This window comes from Dokdonia sp. R86516 (genome assembly GCF_044596715.1).
GTDB lineage: Bacteria > Bacteroidota > Bacteroidia > Flavobacteriales > Flavobacteriaceae > Dokdonia.
Genome location: NZ_CP138998.1, coordinates 2369887 through 2393156, shown reverse-complemented (window position 1 = coordinate 2393156; position 23270 = coordinate 2369887). Strand labels below are relative to the sequence as shown.

The following is a 23270-nucleotide window of genomic DNA, read 5'->3' as shown; positions in this document are numbered from 1 at the left end:
AGTTCGTTTTGTACAAAACTACCAGTTATCAAAATTAAGTAATGCGTTCTTTGCCTCCGTATATTCTGTTATCATGTCTGAGACTATTTGACTAGCTGGCTTTATATCATGTATAAGTCCAGAAATCTGACCTATTTCTAGTTCGCCATCCTCGAGATCTCCTTCAAACATACCACGTTTTGCACGCGCACGCCCTAACAGTTGAGAGAGTTGCTCTTTTGAAGGTGCCGTAGTGTATAATTCTGCTACCTGCTCATAAAATTTATTTTTTATCAGTCTAACCGGCGCAAGTTCTTTAAGCGTTAGTACGGTATCTCCTTCTTGCGTATCGACTATCGCTTGTTTAAATAATTGATGCGCACTAGACTCTTCACTTGCGGCAAAACGGCTTCCTACCTGCACACCGTCTGCACCTAAAGTCATTGCTGCAAGCATACCTCTACCTGTTGCGATACCACCAGCAGCGATAAGAGGTATATCTAGTTTTTCTTTAACCATAGGTATCAGTGTAAATGTTGTAGTCTCCTCTCTACCATTGTGACCTCCTGCTTCAAAACCTTCGGCTACTACTGCATCAACTCCTGCTTCTTGAGATTTTAAGGCAAACTTTACACTACTTACTACATGCACCACTTTTATTCCGTGCTTCTTTAATTCTTTAGTCCATAGTTTTGGATTACCAGCGCTCGTGAAGACAATAGGGACTTTGTAGTCTACTACCGTTTTCATGTGCTCTTCTATGTTAGGATACAACATAGGTATATTTACCCCAAATGGTTTATTAGTTGCTTCTTTACATTTCTCTACATGCTCCACTAGAACATCTGGATACATAGAAGCAGCTCCTATTAACCCGAGACCTCCAGCATTACTCACGGCACTTGCGAGACGCCAACCTGAGTTCCATATCATTCCACCTTGTATAAGCGGATACTTAACCTTAAATAGGGATGTAATTCTATTCATTATGCTTTTATAAATTTTTGAGTAACGATTGAGGCTCCATCGTTTATTTGGATGAGATACACCCCTTTTCTAAGTGTTGAGATAGGAAGTTCATTTACCTGTTGTGACATGCGTATGGTAGTAATCTTCTTCCCTAAAATATCAAAAATAGTTACTTCTACTTGTTCTACCTCCTTAGGCAAGACTAATACTGCCATCTCAGATGCAGGATTAGGTAAAATTTGGAAATCATCATATTCTTGAGCCTCACTAGTTTCTGAGGTATTTGCAACCTCAGCTAATGCCTTTCCAAAATCTGGAATACCATACCCCAGCCGTTCATTGGGATTGTCATATATACTTGCACTCTCCCGAACGAGCTGCATTACACGAGCATTTGTAAGCTCTGGATTTGCCTGCCAAAAGCTTGCGATTGCTCCGGCAATTATTGGCGAACTAAAGCTTGTTCCGTTATTTGTAGTTACATTATCATATTGATCTATAACGGCACTACCCTCACCCCTTGCCATTACATCTGGCTTAACCCTACCATCACTTGAAGGGCCTAAACTGCTAAAGCTTGCATAGTCACCTCTAGCGTCTACGGCCCCTACCGCAAATGAGCCGGCAGCATCTGCTGGTGCACTTATCCTTCCTGCTCCACTATTTCCTGCACTAGTTACCACGACCATACCTTTTTCAAAAGCAATTGTCGCTCCTCTTGAAATGAAGGTAGTCTCACCGTCCATGTCATCGTAACTGTAATCATAATTGGGATTGTCAAAAGTTCTATACCCCAGTGATGTGTTTATTACATCTACACCTAGACTATCTGCTCTTTCTGCAGCCTCGACCCAGTAAGATTCTTCTACCGGATTCTCACTTGCCACATCTTCTGTTCTAAAACAGTAAATCGCAGCATCTGGAGCCGTCCCTACAAATTGATTTTCAATAAAGCCCACAATATCACTTGCTACTCTAGTACCATGACTATCATTTGAAAAATCAAATTCATTGTTATTTCTACCTACAAAATCATATCCATCTAATAAGTTCCCTGCATTTCTCAATCTTGAAAATCCTGCATTTACATCAACCCCTGGAAAACCAGAATCCATAATGGCAATTACCATACCTGCTCCTGTAAAATCTTGCTCATGCAACTCTTCTACAGAGAGCATAGTCACTTGATTATTTGTAGCCCCGTAATTAAATGTCAATCGTGAATCTTGTGGCAAAGGATCATCTTTTAAAAACTCAAACGGACTAGGTTGTCTATTTATGCTTCGATCTGCATACTCTATATAATCTACAATTTGCAATGCTTCTAATGCTGCAATCTCTGCTTCTGCACCTCTCACGTGAACGCAATTCATCCACTTAGATTTTGCTAGTACAGTTACGCCAGGTTGAGATTTAATCTGAGTGATATAACCCTCATTTACGGGCACATCTCGTTCATCTACAGCTATACCGTGAAGTTCTTTGCGGTCTAATGCTTCTTGAGAAAGAATTGAAATAGGGTTATCAAGACTTGTGGCAACGTTTTCTTTATCTACAAAAAACACCCAAGCATCCTGCTGGGCGTTTCCATAAGCCGTCATAAAAAGCAGTACAAAGAGTAATTTTAGATTCATAAGCGAGACGTTGAGCTAAGCTCTACGAAATGAGTACGTAAGTTACGAAATAACTCCAGAACCCAAGCACTCTTCTCCATGATGCCATGCCACAAACTGACCTTCGGCTATGGCGGTCTGAGGATTATCAAAAATCACATACATACCACCTTCTACTCTATAAAGTGTTGCTTTTTCTAGTGGCTGTCTATAGCGTATCCTTGCTTCTACTTCCATAGTTTCATCTATAGCAAGCGTGAGATCTTCTCGTATCCAGTGTATTTCTTCCTCTTTTACAAAGAGCCCTTTGCGGTATAATCCTCTGTGATTTTTCCCTTGACCTGTGTAAATTACATTTTCATTTACGTCTGTATCTATCACAAAAAGAGGCTCTACAGTGCCACCCACTGCAAGTCCCTTGCGCTGGCCTATTGTGAAGTAATGTGCTCCTTGGTGCTTACCTACTACTTTCCCTTCGGCAACGCTGTATGTTGGTTTTTTTACAAGGTTTTCTAAGTCCGCTTTCGCGAAAGCGTTACTAGCCTCCATACCACCTGCAACTTCTGGAATAGTATCTTCCATCACCTCAACAATAACACCTTCCTTAGGTTTCAACTGTTGTTGTAAAAAGTCTGGTAATCGTACTTTACCTATAAAACAAAGTCCTTGAGAATCCTTTTTTCCTGCAGTCACCAGGTCTTGTTCTAGAGCAATCTCGCGCACTTTAGGTTTTTGTAAATGACCTATTGGAAACAAGGTTTTTGCCAATTGCTCTTGCGATAACTGACATAAAAAATAGGATTGATCTTTATTATTATCTGCCCCAGCTTTAAGCTGATAGATAGTCTTACCGTCTACTTCTATCGATGTTTTTTGGCAATAATGTCCAGTAGCTACAAAGTCTGCACCGAGTGAAAGTGCAATTTTCATAAACACATCAAACTTAATCTCCCGATTACAAAGAACATCTGGATTAGGAGTGCGTCCCATCTCATATTCTTTAAACATGTAGTTTACGATACGCTCTCTGTATTGCTCGCTTAGGTCAACTGTTTGAAATGGAATTCCTAACTTTTCGGCCACGAGCATTGCGTCATTGCTATCATCTAGCCAAGGACACTCATCAGATATCGTTACAGAATCATCGTGCCAGTTCTTCATAAAAAGACCTATCACGTTGTATCCTTGCTCCTTTAATAAGTGAGCCGTAACACTACTATCTACTCCACCACTAAGACCTACTACTACCGTTTTCATTTTCTAATATATGTTTGCAAAACACTACTTATTATAGCTTTACTTTGCCATTATGTGAGCTGTTACTACTGCTCATAATTGAGGATGCAAATTTACACAATAAGAGTGCATTATTTTACACAAGAAGTAGTTGATATTTATACTCAAAACTTGCACCTTGATTACTGTACTCCTATTTTATTACGAGGATATTTAATTTCTTTATCTACAGTTCCATTTTTATAATACTTCCAGAGACCATGCTTACGGTTATTCTTGTAAGCACCCTCTATCTCTAGTTGTCCAAAGCCATTATACAATCGCACGGGTCCTTCTAATTGATCATTCTTATATTGTAATTCTTTGAGTACTTTTTTTTCTTCTGAGTAATAAATGGTTTTGCCTTCTTTTAAACCACGTTTATAAAACTCTTGCTGGGCTAGTAAACCATTTATAAAATAAACCATGCGTTCTCCTTCTAATTTCCCATTAACATAACGCTCTTTTATCATAATTGACTTTCCATCTTGATGATATGACAGCCATTCCCCTAAGCGCTCTCGACCGTTCATCTTTCCTTTACTTACAATTTTTCCATCTGTTGTAAAAAAGGTTACATCTATATGAGGTGAATCTGGCGTATATATTTTTACCGCAGTGGGATGACCTCCCTTAATATCATAAAAATTAAAGGTGCCTTGCTCTTTGCCGTGGTCAAATGTTCCTGTGTATCGTAACTGCTTACTTCCATCAAAAAACTTTTGCCATTGCCCGTGACGCTTACCTTCATCATCATATTGATTATAGCTTTGTGCCATACTTAACTGCTGATATTGCGCTACTAGAATTACTAAAAGAATTGTTAATCTCGTCATTTTAACTGTTTATTGGGATTTTACTTTGTTTACTCATTATAGCTTTGTGTTAAACAAAATCAAACTACATTACTATGAAAAATTTAATGAGCATTACAAAATTAGCGTTTATTGCATTAACGCTATTAGTTACAGTTTCTTGTAACGATGATGACGATAATGGTAACATTATTGAGGGAGAGAGCAACACTATTGCAGACTTTGTAGCAGGTAATGAGAATTACAGCTCTCTACTAGCCGCTTTACAACGCACCAATCTTGATGCTACACTAGCAGGCAGTGGAACATTTACTGTATTTGCACCTGATAATGCAGCTTTTGAAACATTTTTAAACGGAGCATCTCTTGAGGATGTAGATGACGCAGTATTAACCCAAGTACTATTAAATCATGTACTTAATACAACAGTAACTTCTAGCGAACTATCAACTGGTTACGTAAGTAACTTAGCTACTGAGCCTTCTTCTAACGCAAACATAAGTTTATATGTAGATACAACAGATGGTGTTGTGCTTAATGGACAATCTACAGTAACTACTGCAGATATAGTAACAGATAATGGAGTGATACATGCTGTAGATACAGTAATTGATTTACCAACTGTGGTAACATTTGCCACTACAAACCCAGCTCTTACATCACTCGTTGCAGCCCTTACAGATGAAGGGAATACAACATTTACAGATTTACTTAGTGACACAGAAGCAGACTTTACAGTCTTTGCTCCCACTAACGATGCTTTTGGAACATTTTTAGGAGATAATACTCTTGAAGATGTAGATAATGAAGCACTAGCACAAGTATTATCAAACCACGTAGTACCAGGAGCTGTAGCGATATCATCTACTTTAACTAATGCATACGTTAATACCGCAGCTACTTTTGAAGGAAATGATGACGCACCAATAAGCCTTTATGTAAACACAGGTAATGGTGTAACATTAAACGGAAGCTCGAATGTAATTATAGCAGATATTGTAACTGTAAATGGAGTAATACATGTAGTTGATACCGTAATCGGACTTCCAGACATCACAACATTTGCTACTGCAGATCCTAACTTTTCTACACTTGTTGCAGCATTAACTGCAGATGAATCTTTTGGGTATGTAGCTGCATTGCAGACACCTTTTGGAACGTCACCAGCACCCTTTACAGTATTTGCACCAACTAACGATGCTTTTGAAGATTTACTAGCAGACTTAGAATTAGAGATGTTATCAGATATTCCTACAGAAACTCTTGCTGCAACATTAGAATTACATGTGATTCCTAATTCAAATGTAAGAGCAGAAGACCTTGCAGATCTTGATGGTACTGCAGTAACTCCATTAGGAGGAGCAGATGTGACTCTACAAGCAGATCCTGCAGCGGTTATTGACCCAGATGGCGATGCAAACCCAATAGTCGCTACAAATGTACAAGCTACAAATGGTGTAATACACGCTGTAAGTAGAGTACTAAGAGATTTGTAAAAATAAACTTACCCAACTATTTAAAATCTCCACTGCAATATATAGCAGTGGAGATTTTTTTTGATATTACATTATAAAAAAACCTCCCATCTTTTTCAAGACGGGAGGTTTTAGGTATTACGCTTTCGCGAAAGCGTACTTATTACACTTAATCTAAATGACCGTATTTGCTAGAATACTCAAGCATTTGATTTTCGAAACTTTCTGGTTGCTCAATAGTGAAGCCCGTAATTTTCTCACCTTCCATTTGCGGAACGATTACAGGATTTACAAAACCACTGTAAGGTGCGCTTTTAAACTGGCTATTACGATCAAGTACTTCCTTATGTATGTTCTGATCTACTTTTACACCATAATTCTCTACAAGTGCCTTTGCAGCTTCATAATCACCTTCTGAAGTAATGCGCTGTGTCTCTCTCAGTAATTCTCCAAAGATTGCACGAAGTTTCTTGTAATCTGTGATATTAAAGTAAGTCTTACCATCACGAGTTACTTTCTCAATTACATTCTCATTTGCACCACGCTCAAAAGCCCAAGCACTAACCCACTGACGATTTACCATATGCGCTTCTTCTACATTATCTCCTAGCTCAAGGCGTATAAGTTGCGTCATCAAACCATTACGGATGTAGCCATCATAAGCAGCCATTCCTGTTTTTTCCCAGTCTTCTACTAATCCTATTTCTTGAAGTTTTGGATCCATAAGATAGTATAGCCCAAAAAGATCTGCGCGTCCTTCTTCTATAGTAGATTTGTAACGTTTAAGTGTTTCCTTAGGAGTTCCTACTCCTTTATTAATCTGTCCAGAGGCATGACCTACTACTTCATGTAAAGCTGTGTGTAACTTATCTCCTAATTGTCCATATTGCTCTTCTAATGCTATCTCCTCTTCGTCATGTGCAAACTCTTTAAGACGTCCAGATCCACCAGCGTTGTTGTAAGCATTGATTATGTTACCTAGAGAAACCGATTTACTACCATGCGTCTGGCGTATCCAGTTATTGTTAGGTAAGTTTACACCTATAGGCGTAGATGGTGAGGCATCTCCTGCTTCTCCTGCTACAATCACTGTTTTGTAAGATACTCCTTTTACTTCCTTCTTCTTATGCTCTGGCATTAATGGTGAGTTATCTTCAAACCATTGTGCATCTACAGATAGTGCTGCCATCTTTTTTGACATATCAAAATCTTTAATTTGAACTATAGTCTCATAAGAACCTTTATACCCTTTTGGATCATTGTAAACTTCTATAAATCCGTTAATCCAATCTATATTTCCTTCTGTAGAAGTTGCCCAAGCGATACAGTAATCATCCCAAGTATCGAGGCTTCCTGTCTTGTAATATTCAATAAGCAGTCCTAAAGCTTTTCCTTGCTGCTCATTTTCGGCAACGGTTTGGGCTTTTTCTAACCAACCGATTATATTATCTATAGCCTCGCCATATAATCCTCCACTCTTGTACACTTGTTCTACAAGCTTACCGTCTTCTTTTACAAGGCGCGTGTTGAGTCCTTTTTCTATAGGCTCATTTTCATCTACTTTAATCGCATCATAAAATGCTTCTGCCTCTGCTGTAGTTACATCTGGGCCATAAAAGTTAATCGCGCTTTCTAGTACGATATCAACATCTTTAGCTAGGTTTACTTTCTTGCTATCCTTATCATTAAAGAGTACTTCAAAAGCTTCTCCTTCTAATGTTGCTCCACTTTCGGCAAGTAATTGTTTCAAGTAATCCAGAGAAAAATCAGGTTTCATCTTAGCATTACTGTAATGATGGTGTATACCGTTTGCAAACCATACACGCTTCATGAATGTTTCAAACTGCTCCCACTCTTCTCCGGTTTTTGAAACCTTGTCAGATGTATAAATCGTCTCCAGAGCGTTTCTAATCTCGAGATTGTGACGGTAATTTTGAGCCCACATGATATCACGTCCAGCAAGTCCTGCCTGTGTCATGTAGTACACCAGCTTTTGCTCTTTAAGTGTTAGGTCTTCAAAACCTGGTATCTGGTAACGTAATATCTTGATATCGGCAAACTGGCCTACTGTAAAATCAAAATCTGTTGTTGTTGTTTCCGCTTTCGCGAAAGCGTTATCATCTTTCTTTTCTTCTCCACATCCTACTGCGAGAACCGCTGCAATTGCTAGCGTATATATTCCTTTGTAACTCATAAGTTATGTAATAATTTGTGCACGTAAATATAGGGAAATTCCACACGATGAATTTTGTTATCTTTACTGCAAAACCAAACTACCTCCAATGAAATTTTTAAAATTTTTACTCTTCGTTATTCTTATTGTTGTTATTGCTGGAGCTATATACTTTGGTACTCAAGATGGTACTTATCAAATAGAAGCAACAAAGGAAATTAATGCCCCACGAGAAGTGGTTTACGATATTGTAAACGAATACAAAACATGGGAAGATTGGGGTCCTTGGAAAAAAGAAGAGCCTACTATGGTTTTTAATTACAGTGATAAAACTTCTGGCGAAGGAGCTTCATATAGCTGGCAAGGTGAGGTAGATGGTAGTATGACTACAACAGAAGCTGTGCCTCATAATTCTTTAAAACAAGATATGACGCTACAAACACCAGGAGGCGAACGTAAACCGGAGGTGTACTGGACTTTTGAAACTACAGAGCAGCTTGCAACTATAGCTACATGGGGAATAAAAGGTGAGCATACACTTATGGATAAAGTATATTTTGCGTTTACAGGAGTTGACTTTGAGGCCGATATGCAAGAAATGTACGAGAAAGGACTTACTGGTCTTGAGGAAGCTGCTCGTGAGGAAATAGGAAAATATGAAATCAATATAGATGGAATAACCCAATACAGTGGAGGGTTTTATCTTTACAGAACTACTTCTGCCAAAGCTTCTTCTGTACCTACTATCATGTCTCAAAATTATAATGGCATCTCTACATTTATGTCTGAAAATAATATTGCAGTAACTGGGATGCCTTTTACTATCTACAATGAGACATTTCCTAATGGTGATGTAATTATGACCAATGCATTACCCGTACGTGAAAAGATCATTGTAGCTGGAGATACAAACGTTTTTAGCGGTTACATGCCTACCGTGACTGCCGTTAAGGTAACACTTCGTGGCAATTATATAAATCTAGGGGAAGCATGGACTACTGCCATGAAACATGTGAAAGATAAAGGATATACTCTTTCTAAGGAAAAGCCTTTTGAAGTCTACGTGACAGATCCTCAAGATCATCCTAATCCGGCAGATTGGATTACGGAAGTTTATGTACCTATTGAAGATTTAAAATAAACATCCTTGAAAACTTTAATACTCGTTTTTATAGGTGGTGGTACGGGAAGTATTGCAAGATACCTTCTAGGTAAATTTATAAATGACCCTAGTTCTGGTATACCTTATGGCACATTTGCCGCAAACATTATAGGCAGCTTATTGATAGGTCTTATTTTAGGATGGGCACTTAAAAATAACACGCTCAATAGCAACACTACATTGCTACTAGCAACAGGTTTTTGCGGTGGCTTTACCACCTTCTCTACTTTTGCTTATGAGAATCACGTACTTCTTAAATCTGGAGATTTTATGACATTTGCGCTGTATGCCATTGCAAGTTTTGCACTTGGTATTCTTGCCGTGTTTGGAGGTATTGAACTAGCTAAGAGCTTTTAAGATATATAGCTGTTCGCTTTAAAGTCTATTGGCTACACTTTGATTCTTTTTTTCATCTCCTCTACAATATTAAAGGCAGCCGGACACATCTTTATGTTCTCCATAGTGAGCTTAGAAATTTGCTGAAATTTCTTTCTATCCGTATGAGGAAACTCTCTACAAGCTTTAGGCCTTACCTCATAGATAGAGCAATAATTATCTGCTCCTAGAAATGTGCATGGTGTTTCTTGCAGGACATAATCCTTCTCTTCATCGATACGTAAATACGTCTTAATAAAGTCAAATTCCTTCATGCGGAAGTGCTTTGAGATACGCTGGATATCCTTATCTGTAAAGAGTGGTCCCGTAGTTTTACAACAGTTTGCACAAGAGAGACAATCTGTTCTTTCAAACTCCTCTTCATGGAGTTCTTGCATGATGTAATCTAACTTTTTTGGAGGTTTACTGCGTAGCTTTGCAAAGAACTTTTTATTCTCATTCTGCTTATCTTTGGCAAGCTGCGGGAGGGCCTTAATAAAATCTTCCATGACGCAAAGGTAATCATAAAGCTATGGCAAAAGAGGTAGATATTTTTGGGGCTGCGCTCCAGGATTTTATTGATAACAAGTACACAGAAGATATCGTGGTGCACTCCTCTATTGCAGAAGATGATGTAATCCCCGTTCCTTACTTATTTAGGCCATTTGAAGAGATGCCAGCTATAGAGCAACAAGCATTATCACTTTCTAAGGGTGCCATACTTGACATAGGTAGTGGCGCTGGCAGCCATAGTTTATGGTTACAAGAACAAGGTCTTGATGTTACTGGAATAGATATAAGTGAGGGTGCTGTTACGCTTTCGCGAAAGCGTGGTTTACAAAAAGCCGTAAACTCTAATATTCTAGAACATAAAGGCAGCTACGATACTCTTTTATTACTCATGAATGGCACAGGAATTTTTGAACGTATATCAAAAATAGACAGCTATTTACAACATCTTAAAACATTACTCAACAAAGATGGGCAGATACTTATAGACGGATCAGACATTGCATTTATGTTTGAGGACGAAGATGGAGGTTTCTGGATGGATACACATCGTGATTACTATGGAGAAGTAACATACTCGATGAGCTATAAAGGAGCGCAGAGCTCTAGCTTTGACTGGCTTTATCTAGACTATGAAAGACTTGCATGGTATGCAAAAAAAAATGAGCTCAACTGTGAGCTCATTTTAGAAGGTGATCATTATGAATATTTAGCAAGGCTTAGCCTTACATAGTATATCCTTTTTCGGCAAGTTTATCTACCATCATTCTGTATAGATCTCTACTCCAGATTTCTGATATTTCACCAATATTTTGAGCAATATCTTGTTCGGCTGTCAGTATTTTTTGTCCTGTAGGTGTATTATAAAATACAGATACTTCTTTTTGTTGTTCGTAATCTAATGCTGTTTTGTCTATTAGTATTTGACGTCCAGCACCTGTTTCATAAAAAGCAAGCATATTCTGTATATCCTCCTGATTATAGGTTCCTCTATATGCAGAAACCAGCATATTTAAGATACGATCTACTTGTTTTGGCGTTTCTGTCTTTAATTCGTTCCACACAGCGTCTGGAACATTCTTACTAGCGTATTGATTTTTTAATAAATCAAAAAGACCATTTGTTGCGTTACTATACTGATCTGCAGTACCATTCACTTGAAAATATCTCAAAACTTGCTCGTGGTAGGTTTTCTCCTGCGAGTATCCAACTAAAGAAGTAAAGAGAAATACGGCTATAAATATTTTTTTCATCATTTTTGTTGTTATAATAAGGGCATAAATATAGAACATTATACACATGAAATCATTGAAACAGCTTGCATTTTTAATACTATCACTTATTTTTATTATAAGTTGTGACGATGATGACCCAACCACAATATCATCTGACCCAGCAGAGAATGCTGCAAATAAGCAACCTCTAGGAACCTCAGCAAATGAATTGCTATCTAGTGATGAGTTTACTAGCCTACGGGTTGAGATTGCATATCCTGCGGGTTTTAGACCAACAGATAGCACTATAGAATTATTAATTCCATTTCTAGAAGAGCGACTTAACAAACCAGATGGTATTACAATCGTAGAATCTACAATCACAACTGATACCGAAGGTCCTTATGACATAAATGACATCGTGGCCATAGAAGATGCAAATCGATCTGTTTTTAATAATGGTGATGAGATAGGAGTATGGTTATTCTTTTCTGACGAAAGTAACCCTACTGACACTGATACTTCTGTGGTATTAGGCACTGCCTATAGAAATACCTCGATGGTTATTTATGAGAAAACACTAAAAGATATCAGTGAGAATACAATAACTCCTGGAAATAGAACTGCGATTGAAACAGGTACTATACGTCATGAGTTTGGTCATATTTTTGGACTTGTAAACGGTGGGACACCACTAACCTCAGATCACCATGACGAGGAAAATGGTAGACATTGTAGCGTAGAAGATTGCTTAATGTATTTTCAAACCGTTACTACTATCTTTAATTCTAGTAATACAGCATCACTTCCTAATTTTGACGCGTTATGCATTCAAGATTTACAAGCAAATGGAGGATTATAGAATTTTATGCTAGCAACTAAAAAAGGGATTGACTTACGTCAATCCCTTTTTTTAATTCAATGTAAATCAATTTATTCTTCTACAAATGGCACTTCTTCAAGTTCTAATGTATCTGTATATTTCATAAGATACACGGCATTGTTTGAAAAGCCTCCTTTAGCTCTTGTTCCATACTTGAACTTATTTTCCACATAATCTGTCTCCACACCAGTAGCTGCTGCAGCATATAAGTCTGACGAGTATGCAAGACGTAGTAGTGTGTCATACATAACATCATAACCTCTTATTGCTGCCTCACTAGGACTTACACCATACATCGTCTCATAACTGTCAATAAAAGCCTTTGCTTTATTGTACTCATACTCTTTTTCTACAGATGGAAAATGGAAAGCAAGATTCTTTAGGTGATCATGCTGTATCTCATCACTATCATAAGCATTACCCCTGTTTGTAGTAAACATTACAACCTTAAGAGCACCTAACTGGCCATTAAGACTAGTAGTTACACTGCTAATTAATGGCACATCATTAGTCTCTACAATTACCCAGTTTTCTAGTTCGCTAGAAAGTTGTGATGGTATATCATCTGGATATAGATAATATCCTTTATCGTTAGAACGAGGAGTTACCGTCTTAAGATTTGGAAAAATAGCTCTCAATTTTGACAATGTTGAGCTATTTTTCTTATCTGCTATTACCACGATATTTTTACCGGATCCATTAGCCTTTAAATAAGAAAGCATCTTTTTACTTAATAGTTTATCCTCTGGCCATGACACAAAAATATTTTTTCTTCCAGCTACCTTGTTAGACCTAGGGGATATCACGGGTATGTTGCGTGAATTGAGTAGTGATGACACTCTATCTATATTATTTCCTAAAAGCGGCCCTATTACAGCATTAACCCCAGAAAAATCATTTGACTGTATAATAGTTTCTACTTTGCGTGCATTTGTTGCCGCGCCATCTTTACGATTGTATGAGGTATCATAGGTATCTACCGTAGTAGAAATACCAGCTTTTTTTGCATCTTGAACTGCCATAAGCATACCACTGTATAAGTCTAATGATAGTCTAAGAATACGATCATCTCTAAGTAAATTTTCATTTACCTCTGTATTCCCTGTATTTACACGCCCCACTCCAAAAGGAAGCATTACAGCAATACGTTTTGGTGAGAAGTCTGTTAATTGATTGAGCAAAGATCCTTTTTCACCTTCTAGAATGGTAACCTCAGGATTCCCTTGGTTTTCTGCAACGGCCTGTGTAGGCGTGCCAGATCCTGGGCTTCCTTTAGGCACTTTGAGAATCATACCTTCCTTAAGACCTTCGTCTAGTGCAGGGTTTAATGCTATCAGCTCGTCTGCTTCTAGCTTAAAAATGCGTAACAGGCTATATAGTGTATTTCCCTTCTGTACTTCATAAAAGGCATACTCATCATTATCAATGATAGTACTCTTTGCAAAATTTGCTTTAGGAACCCTAAGTTCATCCCCTATCTTTAGCCCATCTCTAAGCGACGGATTTGTACTTTCAAGCTCTGCTATAGTAATTCCATACTTTCTAGCAATTCCGTACTTAGTCTCTTTTGCAATTACATTATGCGTTATGTATGACACCTGTGTTTCTGGTAAACTTACCACCGCATCTGGCGTGCTAGTTTCTGAATAATTAACAGGTATGCGTAGCTTATCACCTTTGCGCAACACTTCACTATATAAAGACTTATTAAAACGTTTTATCACATCTTGAGAAACGCCATACTTTTTAGAAATGCTATAAAGTGTCTCTTTGCGCTTTACCTTGTGCGTCTTAAACTTTAAGTTGTCTTGATCAACGGTCTCTGTTTTATTTGCAACAGTTGCTGTAGATGGCAAGATTAAAACTAAGCCTTCGTAAACCTCCTCACGAGCATCTGGATTGAGTCTTGTGATATCTTTTGTGGTTATACCATACTTATCGGCTATATCATTTAGTGTTTCACCAGCTTTTACTTGGTGGGAAACAAACTTTTGAACAGTAGCAGTATAGCTAGATAATGCAGCTGCTGGTGTTGAGCACGCTTTCGCGAAAGCGCTAAAAACAACAATCGCAATTACAGTAATATATTTTTTCATAGTTAAGAATTATTCCCACTCAATAGTAGCAGGTGGCTTAGAGCTTATGTCATAGACTACTCTATTAACGCCTTTTACCTTATTAATTATATCGTTAGAAACTTTTTGTAAAAATTCATAAGGAAGATTTACCCAGTCTGCCGTCATTCCATCTGTACTCTCTACAGCTCTAAGTGCCACACATTTTTCATACGTGCGCTCGTCACCCATTACTCCTACTGAGTTTACTGGCAATAACATAGCACCTGCTTGCCATACTTTATCATATAATCCCCACTCACGTAGACCGCTAATAAATATATGATCTACCTCTTGTAAGATACGTACTTTCTCTGCGGTGATATCTCCCAGAATTCTAATCGCAAGACCAGGTCCTGGAAAAGGGTGTCTTCCTAAAAGTTCTTGTGACAACCCCATGCTCGCTCCTACTCTACGCACCTCGTCTTTAAATAACATTCTTAAAGGCTCAACTACTTGAAGTGTCATATAATCTGGTAATCCACCTACATTGTGGTGAGATTTTATAGTTGCACTAGGTCCTCCCGTTGCACTTACAGATTCAATTACGTCTGGGTAAATAGTACCTTGACCTAACCACTTTGCATTTTCTACAAGTTTACTTTCGTCATCAAATACTTCTACAAAAACGCGTCCTATAGCCTTACGCTTAGTCTCTGGATCACTCTCTCCTTCTAGCGCTTCCAAGAAACGTGCCGAAGCATCTACACCTTTTACATTAAGCCCCATACCTTCGTACTGCTTGAGTACTTGAGTGTATTCGTCTTTACGTAACAATCCATTATTTACAAAAATGCAGTATAAATTCTTGCCTATTGCTTTATGAAGTAATGTAGCTGCAACAGTACTGTCTACACCTCCAGAAAGTCCTAAAATCACACGATCATCATTAAGCTTTGCTTTTAGATCTGCAACCGTAGTATCCACAAAGGCATCTGGTGTCCATGTTTGTGCTACTCCTGCAATTTTCACTAAGAAGTTTTCTAAAATCTGCTTTCCATCTGTAGAGTGATATACTTCTGGGTGAAACTGTATTCCATAAGTTTCTTCCCCCTCAAGTTTATATCCGGCATTTTCCACATCATGAGTAGATGCTATGCGCTTTGCTCCTGCTGGTAATTTCTTGATGGTATCACTGTGACTCATCCACACCTGACTACCTGCAGAAACACCTTCTAAGAAAAGTTCGCCTTCGTCTACCACTGAGAGTTTTGCTCGCCCGTACTCACGAGTGTTAGATTGTCCTACCTCACCATCATAAAAGTGAGCTAGGTATTGCGCTCCGTAGCAAACTCCTAGAAGTGGCTTTTTACCTTTTATTTCTGAAAGGTCTGGATGCGGAGCATCCTCACCTCTTACAGAATGCGGTGATCCAGATAGGATTACAGCTTTGTAAGAAGACAAATCTTTAGGCGGATTATTAAATGGCTTTATCTCGCAGTATATATTTAATTCTCGCACTCTACGTGCTATTAACTGCGTGTATTGAGACCCGAAGTCTAATATGAGGACGTTATTTTGCATAGACAAAAATAGTATAATTTGACAGAGTACCTATAAAGACAAAAGGAGAAATATTAGGATTTTTTTTTAGAGCACTTTTAGTATTTCTGGGCATTTCTTACAATAGCTTAACCATGCCATAAATTCAACAATAATCATGTAACTCTGTTGATGATTTAATAACTATCAATAATTTAAAACATAAGATCTATAGCCACCAGTAATTAAAAAGACCCTCTAATCGGATTTTTTTATCGACTCAACGAGAAGTTGTAGGGTATCGTAGAGAGTCGATTTTGACGATAATAAAAAGTCTAACTTTGGTTATATATGTCTTCCTCTCATTATAAAATTATACAGTAAAGGTCATATAAATAATGTAATATTAGGCGCTATGACCGAAGATGAAAACAATCGCTATGACAAAGGAATTGATGAGTGGCGCAAACTTCCAGTTTTTAGACAAGGTGTTGTAATCCTGCATCTAGTGGAACATATTATAGAAGGTATAAAACTAGAGGACAGTAATCCTAACTCTCAATATAAAAAAGCGCTCTACCAGCGATATACACAACAAATGATGGATAATGCGATTCTTATTCCATCTGCCATAGCCACTGCTCATGGGGTAGATCTTTATGACCTCAAAATGGAGAATGCCACTGTAGTAAGAAAGGCAGCTAGAGAGATTATTCAAGACTCAAAAGGCTTACTAGCCTCTGGCTATAAAGATGTAGAATATCTCGATTTACTAGGAGATGCCATTGAGATGCTCAGACCTATCTTTGCACGATGGGTACAAACTTTTGATACCGCACAGTATATTATTGATAGATGGGGCCTATTTAATCCACCAGGTATAAATTTTGATGATCCGGCTCAAGCAATGAGCTCAGATTTCAATTCATTTTTAGACAACCTAGATGAAGATGAGGACTGGGACGATAATGACGAGAAGGACTCTCAATAATAGCACCTATTACTTATTTGAGAATGGGGTTTTGAGCAACAACATGTGATAATACGATTTGTGTTTTTGACTCTCCGTAAGATATAACTCTATCTATAAATTGCTCAAGGTGCTTTTGATTGCGCAACACGACTTCCATCACGATATTTTCATTACCAGTAATACGATAACAATTTACCACCTCTTCCCATCCTTTTACATTTTCTAAAAAGGGTTTCAATTTCCCCATAAAAGCTCTAATCGTAATAATTGCCTTAAGTTGATATCCTAGCGCTTCTTCTGATACTTCTGCCTTATACCCTAGTATAATTCCTGAGTCTTCCATCTTTCTTATGCGCTCCCCCACAGCAGGAGAACTAATTCCCACCTGAGTTGCGATTGCAGTATTAGACTGTCTTGCATTTTCTTGCAAACATTTTAAAATACGATTATTAAGTGTATCTACCATACAATTTAAACTTAAGAGCTAAAAATACAATTTTATTAAAGCAAAAAACCTCTTTTGCTTAATAAACCAAATTTACAATAACCATTCTAATTGTATTTTTACTTTACGATGAAAATAGTACAAGAACCTAAACTTCAACAATCTTTTGATATAAAGCGTCTTGCTTTGTACAATGAAGCTATGGATCTTTTTACGCTTTCGCGAAATCTTTCTAAAGGAAATTTGCAACAAAGCATTTTAAACTGTCCTTCAGAAAAAGAGCTGGCCACAAACCTATCTGAGTTTATTTCGCACACAGCATTATCACTACCCATGTCTATTGCTGAAGCCTCTATAACAGCCGACTATTCTAAGAAGCTGCACTTTCAAAAGCATATAGAAGAGCGTATAAGCCAACTTTCAAAGCTTTGCAAAAAACTAGAAATACTTTATCGTAATCGCTGTCATAGTGTACAACAGCTAGCACATACTGCTCACAAACTCGAGACAGGATTTAAAAAATGGTCTTTACAATTGACTAGACAGAACTAGTGCCTCAAGGACACTAAACTCTTTAAAGAAAATTGTCAATACATTAAGAGGGCTATGTTAAATAGCGTTAAGCAAATACTTCAATCTCAGTAAGCTAACTACTTTTAATATCAAATAACTATAAAACCAATTGTTATGAGAGATATTATATCACTTATTGTAGTACTTCTAATTATAGGCTGGCTCGTAGGCTATTTTGGCTTTGGAGATGCAGTTGGAAGTTTAATTCACATCTTACTTGTACTAGCTGTAGTAGGTATTCTCTACAGACTAGCCACTGGAAAAAAGTTATAAAAACAAATTAATCAATAAACCATAAAACAATGACTAAGAAATTTTTAACACTAGCAGCAATCGCAATTTTCACACTTTCATTTTCAAGCTGTAGAGAAAAAACTACTGGTGAAAAAGTAGGAAACGCAGTAGAAAATGCAGTAGATGATGTAGAAGACGCAGTAGACTAGCATCATTAAAAAGTTAAATAGAAAAGCCTTTCCATAACGGAAAGGCTTTTTTTGTTTCCACTGTTTACAAATGAAATGTTCTTAGCATTTCTTTACCAGACAGTTTTTAAAATGAGGGATTCATTTAGGAAACTCGTTGCATTCTATTTATCAATCTCAAATGACTCAATCCATTTGAGAACCACTATATAAATTTATATACGTTATAAAAACTGTTTTTGGATTACTTAGCATAAAAAAAAGCGCTATTTACAATTGACTTACAACTAGTTACCACCTAATCAAAAAAATATCGCTATTGAAATGTAAGCGTTGCCATAAAGCTCCGTCCAACCGAGCATAAGAATTTCAAATGGTAAAGCTTTAGTGATCACTATAACCAACATGAAATTACTAAACTGATTTTTAAAAAACATTTACGTTCAAAATCCAAAACAATGAAAAAAATAATTTCAATTTTCGTACTTATTTTAACAGTAACTTTCTCTGCACAAGCTCAAGATAAAATGATGAAGGAGAGCTCAAACAAAGTAATCGCATTAGAGCAAACTAAAGGAGAGTTTACTCAAAAGCAAATCGTAGTAAGTGAAGGTACTTACACGTTTTCAATTGCAAATAACAATGTAGGTACAGATGTAGGTTTTGTTTTAGTACCTAAAGGAAAAGATATTTCTAATCCAGAAAATCACATCAAAACTGCTTATGTAACTGCAGTAGTACCTAACAATACGACAGGAACTTCAAACGTTACAAAACTCACTAAAGGCGAGTATGTTTACTTCTGCCCACTTAACAAGACATCTACAGACAACGTTCTTGTAGTACAGTAATCTATAATAAATATAGCAAAGCCTTGTATAATCTTATACAGGGCTTTTTTTTAGTTATTTTTGTAATTCAAAAATAACACTATGAAATTATACTCAATGCTTCTAGCATCTTCTCTAGTTATCTTAAGCTGTAAAGAGAAGAATACTACTTCTACAAGAGATACAAACAACTTAAAAGTTGAAGCTACATTTACACCAACGACAGAAGCAGAAAAAATTGCTTATGCAAACGGTCTTGCAAACTGGAAAGATGTAAAGCAAATTGACTTTACATTTAATGTAGATCGCAACGGCGCTACTGTAGCAAATCGTTCATGGTCATGGAAACCAGTCACAAATGATGTGACTATGATTGCCGCTGGAGATACTATTTCATACAATCGCGCTACTGTAGACAGCACATCAATGCAAGCAGACCAAGGGTTTATAAATGACAAATACTGGCTTCTTGCTCCTTATCAACTTGTTTGGGATGAGGGAACTTCAATAAAAGTAACCGATAGTGTAATGAGTCCGCTTTCGCGAAAGCAAACTAAAAAACTCACTCTTCTCTACGGAAATGAAGGAGGTTACACACCAGGAGATGCCTACGACTTTTACTACGGAGATGATTATGTAATTACCGAATGGGTTTTTAGAAAAGGAAATGCTACAGAGCCTTCTATGATTACAACTTTTGAAGGTTACAAAAATATCGAAGGGCTCTCTATAGCAACAGATCACAAGAGTGAAGATGGTAGCTTTAGGCTATACTTTACAGATGTAAACGTCATCAAATAATATGAGCTTTACACAAAAAAAGAACAGCCCAAAGTGGAACTTAATCACTTTGGGCTGTTTTATTATCATCTGTACCGCAATGCTCTACTATGGCGATTATGGTACGCTAAGCAAGAACGCAGCTTCGGTTGCTGGGATTCCACTTATTCTAGGAGTTGCAACAGCTTTGCTATATGTTTTATCAAGATTAATTGGCAAACGATATAACTGGATTATTACTATCCTAGGAATTATGAGCATGCTCATGATTGCGATTCCTATTTTCTTTGGAGCCGCAAGAAATGCCTAATTACTTTTTCTTAGACATCGCTCTGTGACGCTCACGTGCAAGCAATGTGTTTTTAAGTAGCATTGCGATAGTCATAGGCCCTACTCCTCCTGGTACTGGCGTAATAAAACTCGCCTTTTTACTTACAGGCTCAAAGTCTACATCACCAGTAATATAATATCCTCTCTCACGAGTTTCATCTGGTACACGAGTGATTCCCACATCTACAATTACAGCTCCATCTTTTACCATTTCGGCTTTAAGAAATCCAGGAACTCCTAGTGCAGTAATAATGATATCTGCTTGTGATGTAATTTGCGTTATATTCTTAGTATGACTGTGTGTTAGGGTAACCGTAGAGTTTCCTGGGAAACCTTTACGCCCCATTAATATACTCATAGGTCTACCTACAATGTGGCTACGTCCTATAACCACGGTATGTTTTCCCTTAGTCTCTACACCGTAGCGATCCATAAGCTCAAGGATACCAAAAGGCGTTGCAGGGATAAATGTACTCATATCAAGAGACATCTTTCCAAAGTTTGTAGGGTGAAAACCATCTACATCCTTATCTGGATCTACTGCTAGTAATACTTTTTGAGTATCTATCTGAGGTGGTAGTGGTAGCTGCACTATAAAACCATCGATATCTTCGTTTTGGTTAAGCTCTTCAATTTTATCTAGTAATTCAATTTCACTAGTCGTGTTTGTCATGCGCACCATAGTAGACTCAAAACCTACACGCTCACATGCACGTACTTTGCTCCCTACATATGTGAGAGAAGCTCCATCATTACCTACAATCACAGCAGCAAGATGAGGAACCTTCTCACCATTTGCTTTCATTTTATCAACTTCGGCTTTGATTTCGTTTTTAATGTCATTTGATGTTTTCTTCCCGTCAAGAATAGTCATAGGTAATAGCGTTATGGTTTAGTTTGTATTTGTAAAATTAAAAAGGCACCCGTTAAGGCGCCTTTTTAGGATAATTTTATTTCATTTGATTCATCATCTGCATCATCTTGCGGCCTCCGCCTCCTTGCATCATTTTCATCATCTTACTCATCTGATTAAATTGTTTAAGTAGCTGATTTACTTGTTGCACAGATGTACCAGAACCTTTCCCTATACGTTTTTTACGACTGGCGTTTATCGTAGCGGGATTTTCACGCTCACTAGGCGTCATAGAGTGTATGATTGCCTCTATATGCTTAAAAGCATCATCATCTATATCTACATCTTTGAGCATCTTTCCGGCACCTGGGATCATTCCCATAAGGTCCTTCATGTTACCCATTTTCTTTACTTGCTGTATTTGTTTTAAGAAATCATCAAAACCAAATTGGTTTTTTGCAATCTTCTTTTGCAGTTTTCTAGCTTCTTCTTCGTCAAACTGCTCTTGAGCTCTTTCTACAAGAGATACAACATCTCCCATTCCAAGAATACGATCTGCCATACGTGAAGGATAGAATACATCTATCGCCTCCATTTTCTCCCCAGTACCTATAAACTTAATAGGTTTGTTTACTACAGATTTAATAGAGATTGCAGCACCACCTCTAGTGTCACCATCTAGCTTTGTAAGGATAACACCATCAAAGTTAAGGATATCATTAAAAGCTTTTGCTGTATTTACAGCATCTTGACCAGTCATCGAGTCTACTACAAAAAGTGTCTCTTGTGGTTGTATTGCAGTGTGTACATCTGCAATTTCTTTCATCATTGCCTCATCTACAGCAAGACGACCTGCTGTATCAATAATTACTACATTGTGACCGTTTGCTTTTGCAAAAGCGATACCATCTTGAGCAATCTTGACTGGGTTCTTCTCATCACGATCAGAATATACATCTACCTTGATCTGATCTCCTACTACGTGTAGCTGATCAATTGCTGCTGGACGGTATACATCACAGGCAACTAGTAAAGGTTTCTTTGTTTTCTTGGTTTTAAGGAAGTTTGCAAGCTTACCTGAGAAAGTTGTCTTACCAGAACCTTGTAATCCTGACATTAAAATAATAGACGGTGTACCAGAAAGGTTAATTCCAGCTGCATCACCTCCCATTAATTCTGTAAGCTCGTCTTTTACTAGCTTAACCATTAACTGTCCAGGCTGGAGCGTAGTTAATACATCTGCTCCAAGAGCTTTTACTTTAACACGGTTTGTAAATTCCTTTGCTGTCTTAAAGTTAACATCTGCATCTATAAGAGCACGACGCACTTCCTTAAGCGTCTCTGCAACGTTTACTTCCGTAATGCTACCGTGACCTTTGAGTACGTGTAGGGCTTTATCTAACTTATCACTTAAATTATCAAACATAGTTATCTGCTATTGTAAAGGTTGCAAATTTAAGTATTTGTAGTGGTTTATCAGTCGTATAATAATTACAGATTATATAAAAATGTCTATAAAAATCATAACAACCAGAACCAGACTACTAGGGTTACAAGTATAATTTAATCACACTTGCCCTTGTCCCACTCAAAAATAACACTGTAGTAAAGTACTACTGCCTATCTATACAACAAACCACCGAAGCATTAGCGCCACCTACTTAACTATTACAAATAAAAAAAGCCTCCTAAAAAGGAGGCTTTGTACTTAAATAAGATCAAGAAATTACTTCTTGAACTTAGCGTATTTGTTTTTGAACTTATCAATACGTCCAGCTGTATCTACAAGCTTAGCTTTACCTGTATAGAATGGATGTGACGTTCTAGAGATTTCTAATTTTATTAAAGGATACTCAGTTCCTTCGATCTCAATAGTTTCTTTAGTATCTGCAGCAGATTTTGTTAAGAACACCTCATCATTAGACATGTCTTTAAATGCTACTACTCTAAAATTTTCTGGGTGTATATCTGCTTTCATTATAATCGTACTTAAAATTATTCTATTTTTCGAGGTGCAAATTTACA

General features: G+C 37.4%; 25 protein-coding genes. 12 read left to right on the top strand and 13 right to left on the bottom strand.

Features of this window, described 5'->3' with window-relative positions:
* Nucleotides 1–18 precede the first annotated feature (18 nt).
* From SJY23_RS10750 to SJY23_RS10735, 4 genes are all read right to left on the bottom strand, one after another.
* Nucleotides 19–966, bottom strand: coding sequence for an NAD(P)H-dependent flavin oxidoreductase (locus SJY23_RS10750; protein ID WP_396596339.1), 948 nt, complete (start codon nt 964–966; stop codon nt 19–21).
* The gene (locus tag SJY23_RS10745; protein ID WP_396596338.1) at nt 966–2582 is read right to left on the bottom strand and encodes a S8 family serine peptidase; all 1617 of its coding nucleotides are present in this window, start codon (nt 2580–2582) and stop codon (nt 966–968) included. Before SJY23_RS10745 ends, SJY23_RS10750 begins: the two co-directional genes overlap by 1 nt.
* A 42-nt stretch (nt 2583–2624) precedes the next feature.
* Nucleotides 2625–3818, bottom strand: a complete 1194-nt coding sequence (gene mnmA, locus SJY23_RS10740) for a tRNA 2-thiouridine(34) synthase MnmA (protein ID WP_035337546.1) — start codon at nt 3816–3818, stop codon at nt 2625–2627.
* 161 nt (nt 3819–3979) lie between these two features.
* Nucleotides 3980–4672, bottom strand: coding sequence for a toxin-antitoxin system YwqK family antitoxin (locus SJY23_RS10735; RefSeq protein WP_035337548.1), 693 nt, complete (start codon nt 4670–4672; stop codon nt 3980–3982).
* A gap of 74 nt (nt 4673–4746) precedes the next feature.
* Here SJY23_RS10735 and SJY23_RS10730 point away from each other — a divergent pair, with 74 nt between their 5' ends.
* Nucleotides 4747–6147, top strand: coding sequence for a fasciclin domain-containing protein (locus SJY23_RS10730; protein WP_396596337.1), 1401 nt, complete (start codon nt 4747–4749; stop codon nt 6145–6147).
* 148 nt (nt 6148–6295) lie between these two features.
* Here SJY23_RS10730 and SJY23_RS10725 read toward each other — a convergent pair whose 3' ends face one another.
* Nucleotides 6296–8320 carry a dihydrofolate reductase gene (locus tag SJY23_RS10725; RefSeq protein ID WP_396596336.1) on the bottom strand — a complete coding sequence of 675 codons (2025 nt, stop codon included), beginning with the start codon at nt 8318–8320 and terminating at the stop codon, nt 6296–6298.
* An 88-nt stretch (nt 8321–8408) separates the two neighbouring features.
* Here SJY23_RS10725 and SJY23_RS10720 point away from each other — a divergent pair, with 88 nt between their 5' ends.
* The gene (locus tag SJY23_RS10720; protein ID WP_035337556.1) at nt 8409–9440 is read left to right on the top strand and encodes a GyrI-like domain-containing protein; all 1032 of its coding nucleotides are present in this window, start codon (nt 8409–8411) and stop codon (nt 9438–9440) included.
* A 6-nt stretch (nt 9441–9446) separates the two neighbouring features.
* Nucleotides 9447–9818: a fluoride efflux transporter CrcB gene (crcB, locus tag SJY23_RS10715; protein ID WP_396596335.1), complete on the top strand. Its 372-nt coding sequence runs from the start codon at nt 9447–9449 to the stop codon at nt 9816–9818.
* Between the two features lie 32 nt (nt 9819–9850).
* On the opposite strand, the gene SJY23_RS10710 is transcribed toward crcB, so the two are convergent.
* The gene (locus SJY23_RS10710; protein ID WP_396596334.1) at nt 9851–10345 is read right to left on the bottom strand and encodes a YkgJ family cysteine cluster protein; all 495 of its coding nucleotides are present in this window, start codon (nt 10343–10345) and stop codon (nt 9851–9853) included.
* 23 nt (nt 10346–10368) lie between these two features.
* Between SJY23_RS10710 and SJY23_RS10705 the strand changes: the two genes are divergently transcribed.
* Nucleotides 10369–11079: a class I SAM-dependent methyltransferase gene (locus tag SJY23_RS10705; protein ID WP_396596333.1), complete on the top strand. Its 711-nt coding sequence runs from the start codon at nt 10369–10371 to the stop codon at nt 11077–11079.
* Here the strand turns inward: SJY23_RS10705 and SJY23_RS10700 are convergent.
* Entirely contained in the window at nt 11072–11602 is a 531-nt protein-coding gene (locus SJY23_RS10700) for a DUF2059 domain-containing protein (RefSeq protein ID WP_035338330.1), read from the bottom strand. The genes SJY23_RS10705 and SJY23_RS10700 overlap by 8 nt on opposite strands.
* A 43-nt stretch (nt 11603–11645) precedes the next feature.
* On the opposite strand from SJY23_RS10700, the gene SJY23_RS10695 reads away from it, so the two are divergent.
* Nucleotides 11646–12422 carry a membrane metalloprotease gene (locus SJY23_RS10695; protein ID WP_396596332.1) on the top strand — a complete coding sequence of 259 codons (777 nt, stop codon included), beginning with the start codon at nt 11646–11648 and terminating at the stop codon, nt 12420–12422.
* A 71-nt stretch (nt 12423–12493) separates the two neighbouring features.
* On the opposite strand, the gene SJY23_RS10690 is transcribed toward SJY23_RS10695, so the two are convergent.
* Nucleotides 12494–14539, bottom strand: a complete 2046-nt coding sequence (locus tag SJY23_RS10690; RefSeq protein ID WP_396596331.1) for a LysM peptidoglycan-binding domain-containing protein — start codon at nt 14537–14539, stop codon at nt 12494–12496.
* A gap of 9 nt (nt 14540–14548) precedes the next feature.
* A complete protein-coding gene (gene guaA / locus SJY23_RS10685; RefSeq protein WP_035337569.1) occupies nt 14549–16081 on the bottom strand; it encodes a glutamine-hydrolyzing GMP synthase in 1533 nt (510 codons plus the stop codon).
* A 373-nt stretch (nt 16082–16454) separates the two neighbouring features.
* On the opposite strand from guaA, the gene SJY23_RS10680 reads away from it, so the two are divergent.
* Nucleotides 16455–17030 (top strand): hypothetical protein, encoded by a 576-nt coding sequence (locus SJY23_RS10680; protein ID WP_396596330.1) that lies wholly within the window; start codon nt 16455–16457, stop codon nt 17028–17030.
* 13 nt (nt 17031–17043) lie between these two features.
* On the opposite strand, the gene SJY23_RS10675 is transcribed toward SJY23_RS10680, so the two are convergent.
* Complete coding sequence (locus SJY23_RS10675) at nt 17044–17478, bottom strand: Lrp/AsnC family transcriptional regulator (protein WP_396596329.1); 435 nt, start codon at nt 17476–17478, stop codon at nt 17044–17046.
* Nucleotides 17479–17586: 108 nt separating this feature from the next.
* On the opposite strand from SJY23_RS10675, the gene SJY23_RS10670 reads away from it, so the two are divergent.
* From SJY23_RS10670 to SJY23_RS10645, 6 genes are all read left to right on the top strand, one after another.
* Entirely contained in the window at nt 17587–18009 is a 423-nt protein-coding gene (locus SJY23_RS10670) for a hypothetical protein (RefSeq protein WP_396596328.1), read from the top strand.
* 135 nt (nt 18010–18144) lie between these two features.
* On the top strand, nt 18145–18303 hold the full coding sequence (locus tag SJY23_RS10665) for a lmo0937 family membrane protein (RefSeq protein ID WP_035337578.1): 159 nt from the start codon (nt 18145–18147) through the stop codon (nt 18301–18303).
* Nucleotides 18304–18332: 29 nt separating this feature from the next.
* Nucleotides 18333–18473, top strand: a complete 141-nt coding sequence (locus tag SJY23_RS10660) for a hypothetical protein (protein ID WP_013749540.1) — start codon at nt 18333–18335, stop codon at nt 18471–18473.
* A gap of 437 nt (nt 18474–18910) precedes the next feature.
* A complete protein-coding gene (locus tag SJY23_RS10655; protein WP_035337581.1) occupies nt 18911–19303 on the top strand; it encodes a cupredoxin domain-containing protein in 393 nt (130 codons plus the stop codon).
* Between the two features lie 81 nt (nt 19304–19384).
* The gene (locus SJY23_RS10650; protein WP_396596327.1) at nt 19385–20083 is read left to right on the top strand and encodes a hypothetical protein; all 699 of its coding nucleotides are present in this window, start codon (nt 19385–19387) and stop codon (nt 20081–20083) included.
* A 1-nt stretch (nt 20084) separates the two neighbouring features.
* Nucleotides 20085–20372 (top strand): hypothetical protein, encoded by a 288-nt coding sequence (locus SJY23_RS10645; protein ID WP_035337586.1) that lies wholly within the window; start codon nt 20085–20087, stop codon nt 20370–20372.
* On the opposite strand, the gene SJY23_RS10640 is transcribed toward SJY23_RS10645, so the two are convergent.
* From SJY23_RS10640 to SJY23_RS10630, 3 genes are all read right to left on the bottom strand, one after another.
* Entirely contained in the window at nt 20373–21266 is an 894-nt protein-coding gene (locus SJY23_RS10640; RefSeq protein WP_035337588.1) for a bifunctional 5,10-methylenetetrahydrofolate dehydrogenase/5,10-methenyltetrahydrofolate cyclohydrolase, read from the bottom strand.
* A gap of 76 nt (nt 21267–21342) precedes the next feature.
* A complete protein-coding gene (gene ffh, locus SJY23_RS10635; RefSeq protein WP_396596326.1) occupies nt 21343–22671 on the bottom strand; it encodes a signal recognition particle protein in 1329 nt (442 codons plus the stop codon).
* A gap of 300 nt (nt 22672–22971) precedes the next feature.
* Nucleotides 22972–23223 (bottom strand): type B 50S ribosomal protein L31, encoded by a 252-nt coding sequence (locus tag SJY23_RS10630; protein WP_035337593.1) that lies wholly within the window; start codon nt 23221–23223, stop codon nt 22972–22974.
* Between the last annotated feature and the right edge of the window lie 47 nt (nt 23224–23270).